At 70.9% G+C, this 6,504-nt stretch carries 4 protein-coding genes; all 4 read left to right on the forward strand.

Going from position 1 to position 6,504, the window contains the following annotated elements:
• Positions 1-375: 375 nt before the first annotated feature.
• Positions 376-2,352: an ABC transporter ATP-binding protein gene (locus tag ACWGDB_RS40430; RefSeq protein ID WP_453827045.1), complete on the forward strand. Its 1,977-nt coding sequence runs from the start codon at positions 376-378 to the stop codon at positions 2,350-2,352.
• Positions 2,353-2,515: 163 nt separating this feature from the next.
• Entirely contained in the window at positions 2,516-3,403 is an 888-nt protein-coding gene (locus ACWGDB_RS40435; RefSeq protein WP_383604744.1) for a FadR/GntR family transcriptional regulator, read from the forward strand.
• A 425-nt stretch (positions 3,404-3,828) separates the two neighbouring features.
• Complete coding sequence (locus tag ACWGDB_RS40440; RefSeq protein ID WP_453827046.1) at positions 3,829-5,364, forward strand: RNA polymerase sigma factor; 1,536 nt, start codon at positions 3,829-3,831, stop codon at positions 5,362-5,364.
• A 153-nt stretch (positions 5,365-5,517) separates the two neighbouring features.
• Positions 5,518-6,372, forward strand: coding sequence for a serine protease (locus tag ACWGDB_RS40445; protein WP_453827047.1), 855 nt, complete (start codon positions 5,518-5,520; stop codon positions 6,370-6,372).
• Positions 6,373-6,504 lie beyond the last annotated feature (132 nt).

Here is a 6,504-nt window from a genome sequence, read left to right on the forward strand (position 1 = left end):
AGAAGCGCGACGCGGGCCGGGACGCGACCCGACGCCGAAGCGGGCTCGCGAACGACGTCATGGGATCCGAACGCGGCTCAGGGGCAAGGATCACGGCAGCCGAACGGGGCTGAGGGGCAAGGGTCAGGCGATCCGAACGCGGTTCGGGAACGACGTCACGGTCCCGAACGCGGCTCAGGGAGCGAGGTCCACGGGTCCCGAAGCATGGCCGGGAACAAGCGCCACGGGCCCCGAACAACGCGCGAGAACGAGGCCCGCAGGTCCCGAACAGCGCTCGGAAACGAGGACCTCGAAACCCCTTCAGGCCGAATCCCCCCTGCGCAGCGGGCCTTGCCCTACCCGAAAAAACGGACATAGCGCGCTATCTTGCTGCGAGTGATCCAGGCCATCGGACTGACCAGCGACCCGCGCAAGGAGCTTCCTCCTGCCGTCGACGACGTCTCCTTCGAGGCCCAAGCGGGCCGCGTCACCGCGCTGCTCGGGGCGTCGGGAGCGGGCAAGTCGACGGTGCTCAGACTCATGCTCGAACTCCAACGGGGCTGTGGAATCACCTACTTCAGAGGCCGCCCCCTGCACCGCATCGCCCACCCTTCGCGCGAAGTCGGCGTGCTGCTGGGCGACCTCCCCGGGCACCCGGCGCGCACGGTCCGTGGGTATCTGCGCATGCTGTGCGCCGCCGCGGGCGTTCCGGCCCGGCGCGCCGACGAAGTCCTGGAGGTGGTCGGCCTCGTCAGCCTGCGCGAGGAACGCCTCGGCACCCTCTCACGCGGCATGGACCGTCGCCTCGGCCTGGCCTGCGCACTGCTGGCCGACCCGCACACCCTCGTTCTCGACGGCCCCGCCAAGGGGCTCTCGGGACGCGAGAGCCGCTGGCTGCACGGCATGCTGCGCGCGCACGCTGCCCAGGGCGGCACGGTCCTGCTGACCACCGCCGACCCGAAGGAGGCCGCGCGCACCGCCGACAGGGTCGTCACGTTGCAGCGGGGCAGACTCGTCGCCGATCAGGACGCCGCCGACTTCGCCCGCACCCGGCTGCGCCCACGCGTAGCCGTCCGCACTCCCCACGCCTCCCGCTTCGCCTCCCTGCTCACCAAGGAGGCGCGCACCGCTCACCGCTCCGTCGAGGTCGTACGCGAGAGCGGCAACCGTCTGTCCGTGTACGGAAGTACGTGCGCCGATGTCGGCGAGACCGCGTTCCGCCACGGCATCCTCGTCCACCAACTCGCCGACGAGATCGGGGACATGGGACCCGGTGCCGAGGTGGGCCCTCAGCCGTCCGAACCGCGAACCGACGAGGTGCCGCACACCTCGGACGTCGAGTTTGCCGCTGCCGGTGGCCGCGGGCGCAGGACCACGCCACCCCCGGCGTCGGACTCGGGGCCGGCCGCAGTTGCCGCGCAGGAGGCTTCCGCAACAGCCTCGAGCGCATCCGCGGAGGTGCCGCAGGCACGGGCGGGCGTTCCGCGACGGCCCGACGCACCCACGGCTGGGTCTTCCGCGCAGGCCGCCGCATCGTCGCGTCCGCCGGCTCCCGCTGCCGTCGCCCTTCCCGACCTCCCGCCCCCCATCTCCGTCCGCCCCGCCCCCAGCCCCCTCCGCCCCCTCCGCTACGAACTCCGGCGCGCCGTCGGTGTCGGTACCAGCTTCGTCACCGGCGCCGCCGTGCTCGTGGTGTCCGCCCTCACCGCCGTACTGCTGGCACGCGTCGGGCACACGCCGCAGGCGCGGCTGATGGCCGGGTGGCCGCAGCAGTTCCCGCTGCCGCCCGCGGCGCTCGGGGCCGGGCTGCTCGGCGCGATCGCGTTCGGCGACGAGTTCCGCCACCCCGCCCTGGCCGCGGATCGTGGCACCGTGCCCCGCCGACTGGGGCTGCTGGCCGCGAAACTCCTCGTCGCCACCGTCACCGCGCTGGTGCTGGCCGTCCTCACCCTGGGCTGCGACACCGAAGTGCTCTACCTCGTATACGGACCGGAGCTCGCGGAGGTTCCCGCGGACTGGCTTTCGCTGAGCGCGAGTTGGATCGGGCTCATGGTCGGCTGCGCCTGGGCCGGAGTCCTCGCGGCCGGCCTCTTCCGGTCCACCACGGCCGGGCTCGCGGCAGTGGTCGCCGTGCCCATCGTCGTCGTACCCCTCGTACAGAAGGTCCTCGAAGGACCGTCTGTACGGACGGCGGCCGGGTTTCCGCTGCGGCTGCGGGAGCTGCTCCTGTCGCAGTGGCCCTTCGGGGGAGAGCGCTATCTGGAGGCCGCCGCGCGTGTCGTGGCCCAACCCGTCGGCGGCGCCCTGACGTTGTCGCTCACCGCCCTGCTCTGCGCCTACCTGCTCACGACCCTGCGTGGCAGGGTCCGATGACGACCATCCGTGCCGTCCCCGTTCCTGTCGTGCGCACAACTCCCCGGGGGAAGCCCATTTCTTTCCGATAAGGCGTCAATTGCGACGGGGTGAGCGATCACCCTTTCGTGTGCTTTTCACCAAAGACCTCAAGGGAGTTGAGGACGGCGCCGACAAAGGATGCGTGAGTACCCTTGCGCACACCATGATGACCGCCGCCCGCTCCGCAGACTCCGGCCTCGCCGGCCCGGGCGAACTCGACCGCTACCCCTACGCCGAGGCCCCCGTCGCCGACCGCGTCGGAGCCCCCCTCTGGGACGGCGGGGACCCGGAACTGGGCCGCGTGGGCCGGCGCGCCGCCGGCAGCCGTGGACGCGGGCTGCACGGCCAACTCGTCCAGCAGCTCGGCCAGATGATCGTCTCCGGCGACCTGGGTGCCGACCGTCCGCTTGTGCCCGAGGAGATCGGTCAGCGGTTCGAGGTCTCCCGCACCGTCGTCCGTGAGTCGCTCCGTGTCCTGGAGGCCAAGGGCCTGGTCAGCGCCCGTCCGAACGTCGGCACGCGCGTGCGTCCCGTCAGCGACTGGAACCTCCTCGACCCGGACATCATCGAATGGCGGGCCTTCGGACCACAGCGCGACGACCAGCGCCGCGAGCTCAGCGAGCTGCGCTGGACGATCGAGCCGCTGGCCGCCCGTCTCGCCGCCGGGCACGGACGCGACGACGTCCAGCAGCGGCTCGCCGACATGGTCGAGATCATGGGCCACGCGATGGGGCAGGGTGACGTGCTCACGTTCTCCCGTGCCGACGCCGAATTCCACTCCTTGCTCATCCAGGTCGCGGGCAACCGCATGCTGGAGCACCTTTCGGGGATCGTCTCGGCCGCCCTCCAGGTCTCCGGCGGCCCCGTGACGGGCTGCGACCGGCCGAACGAGGCGTCGCTGGCGCAGCACAGCAGGATCGTCGACGCCCTCGCCGCCGCTGACGGCGCGGCCGCCGAGGCGGCCATGCGCCAGCTGCTCACCGTTCACCCCGAAGTCGAGCGCGTGGTGCCCGCCCCCCGCGAGCACTGACCGCGCCACCGGGTGGCGCGGCCGGGATGCCTCCCCCTCCTGTGGCATCTCCCGGTCTGCGCTCCCTCCCCCGTCGGACCCGCAGGATCCAGTACGGATCCTGCGGGTCCGACGGTGCGACGAGGCCGCGGAACGCCGTACAGTGCATGGTTCGGGCCGTGGGCGACCTGTTATGTCTGCGTCTGTCTGCTTTTGATCGGTTACGGGATGTGACTCGGGCCACGCAGATTGGGCGTAACGCTCGGGGAAACAGCGCGATGACCTAAGAGGTGACTGCCGAGGAAGGAATACGGACGCCGCTCAAGGCGCTGTGCATCTTCCCGGCCCCCGCCCGCACCGTCGGTCCAATCCCCAGGCCGGTGGTCGGCTCCTGTCCGCAGTGGACGGGGCCGGAAGCCGTTTTCCAACGTTCCGAGAGGTTGTTCGTGTCGGCCAGCACATCCCGTACGCTCCCGCCGGAGATCGCCGAGTCCGTCTCTGTCATGGCTCTTATCGAGCGGGGAAAGGCTGAGGGGCAGATCGCCGGCGACGATGTGCGTCGGGCCTTCGAAGCTGACCAGATTCCGGCCACTCAGTGGAAGAACGTACTGCGCAGCCTCAACCAGATCCTCGAGGAAGAGGGTGTGACGCTGATGGTCAGTGCCGCGGAGCCCAAGCGCACCCGTAAGAGCGTCGCAGCGAAGAGTCCGGTCAAGCGCACCGCAACGAAGACGGTCGCAGCCAAGACGGCGACCGCCAAGAAGGCCACCGCCCACGCCACGCCCGAGGCGTCCGCCGCCGAGCCCGCCGTCGAGGACGACGCCCCCGCCAAGAAGGCGGCTGCAAAGAAGACGACAGCCAAGAAGGCGGCCGCGAAGAAGACCGTCGCCAAGAAGACGGCGGCCAAGAAGACCACCGCAGGCAAGAAGGACGACGCCGAGCTCGTCGAGGAAGAGGTCCTCGAGGACGCCCCCAAGGGCGGCGACGAGCCCGAGGGCGCCGAGAGCGCCGGCTTCGTGCTGTCCGACGAGGACGAGGACGACGCGCCCGCGCAGCAGGTCGCGGCCGCCGGTGCCACCGCCGACCCGGTCAAGGACTACCTCAAGCAGATCGGCAAGGTCCCGCTGCTCAACGCCGAGCAGGAGGTCGAGCTCGCCAAGCGCATCGAGGCCGGTCTGTTCGCCGAGGACAAGCTGGCCAACGCCGACAAGCTCGCCCCGAAGCTCAAGCGCGAGCTGGAGATCATCGCCGAGGACGGCCGCCGCGCCAAGAACCACCTCCTGGAGGCCAACCTCCGTCTGGTGGTCTCCCTGGCCAAGCGCTACACCGGCCGCGGCATGCTCTTCCTGGACCTCATCCAGGAGGGCAACCTCGGTCTGATCCGCGCGGTCGAGAAGTTCGACTACACCAAGGGCTACAAGTTCTCCACGTACGCCACCTGGTGGATCCGTCAGGCGATCACCCGCGCCATGGCCGACCAGGCCCGCACCATCCGTATCCCGGTGCACATGGTCGAGGTCATCAACAAGCTCGCGCGCGTGCAGCGCCAGATGCTCCAGGACCTGGGCCGCGAGCCCACCCCGGAGGAGCTGGCCAAGGAACTCGACATGACCCCGGAGAAGGTCATCGAGGTCCAGAAGTACGGCCGTGAGCCCATCTCCCTGCACACCCCGCTGGGCGAGGACGGCGACAGCGAGTTCGGTGACCTCATCGAGGACTCCGAGGCCGTCGTCCCGGCCGACGCGGTCAGCTTCACGCTTCTGCAGGAGCAGTTGCACTCGGTACTCGACACCCTGTCCGAGCGCGAGGCGGGCGTCGTCTCCATGCGCTTCGGTCTCACCGACGGTCAGCCGAAGACCCTCGACGAGATCGGCAAGGTCTACGGCGTCACGCGCGAGCGGATCCGCCAGATCGAGTCCAAGACCATGTCGAAGCTGCGCCACCCGTCGCGGTCCCAGGTGCTGCGCGACTACCTCGACTAGGTCGCACCCGTACGACACACAAGGCCCGGCCCCCGAGTGGGGACCGGGCCTTCGTGCTGTCAGGGAGAGCCTTCGGGCCGGCGCGCGGGTGCGGGGTCGGGCGGGCTGAATCACTCTGGGTGTCCCACGACCACTCCAGAGTGAGGAGCGTGCATGCGACGTCCCCTTATCCGGGCCCTCGCCCGGCCGCTGGTCCTGGCGGCCGTGGCGGCTGCCATACCGTTGGCGTCCGCCGCCCCCGCGGCTGCCGACAGTGTCGTCGTCGGCGGCTTCCCGGTCGATGTGTCGGGCAGTCCGTGGACCGTGGCGCTGTCCAGCCGTGACCGGTTCGGGGGTACGCGGGCGGGTCAGTTCTGTGTCGGCGTGGCGGTCGGCCGGACCACCGTGCTCACCGCGGCCCACTGCCTCAGCGAGGAGGTCATGGGGGCACCAGCCCACCAGGTACGCGACTTCACCGTCATCACGGGCCGTACGGACCTCACGTCCGGCCGGGGCCAGGAGATCCGGGTCCGCGGCAGCTGGGTGAACCCGGCCTACGACGATGTCAGCAACGCGGGCGACTTCGCCGTGCTCTCCCTCGCCCAGCCGCTTCCCGCGAGCTCGGTCATCAGGATGGCCCGCACCGGCGATCCCGCCTATGCGCCAGGGACCCCGGCCCTGGTCTACGGGTGGGGAGACGTCACGGGGGCGGGCGACTACCCGCGCAGCCTGCGGGCGGCACGCGTGCACGTACTGCCCGACACCCTGTGCCAGCAGGCCTATCCGGGCGGTGGTGACGGCAGATACCAGGCCGGCAGCATGGTCTGCGCCGGGGAGCGGGAAGGGGGCCGGGACGCCTGTCAGGGGGACAGCGGTGGGCCCTTGGTCGCTCAGGGGAGGCTGATCGGTCTCGTGTCCTGGGGCACCGGCTGCGGTCGCGCGGGCAGTCCCGGTGTCTACACGCGGGTGTCCGAGGTCGTACGGACCCTGGGGTGGCGGGCCGCGGGACGAGAGCATGCCCAGGGCTGACGGGGCCTGAAGGCCCGCGGGGCATGAGCGCGGGCGACCGCCCCTGCTCTCAGGGGCGGGGGCCCCGGAAACCGCCCCTTGGCGGCGAGGGCCCGGCGTTAATACGGGGTGGACCCCCATATTAGGGAACCC

The sequence above is a fragment of the Streptomyces sp. NPDC055013 genome, assembly GCF_053608645.1.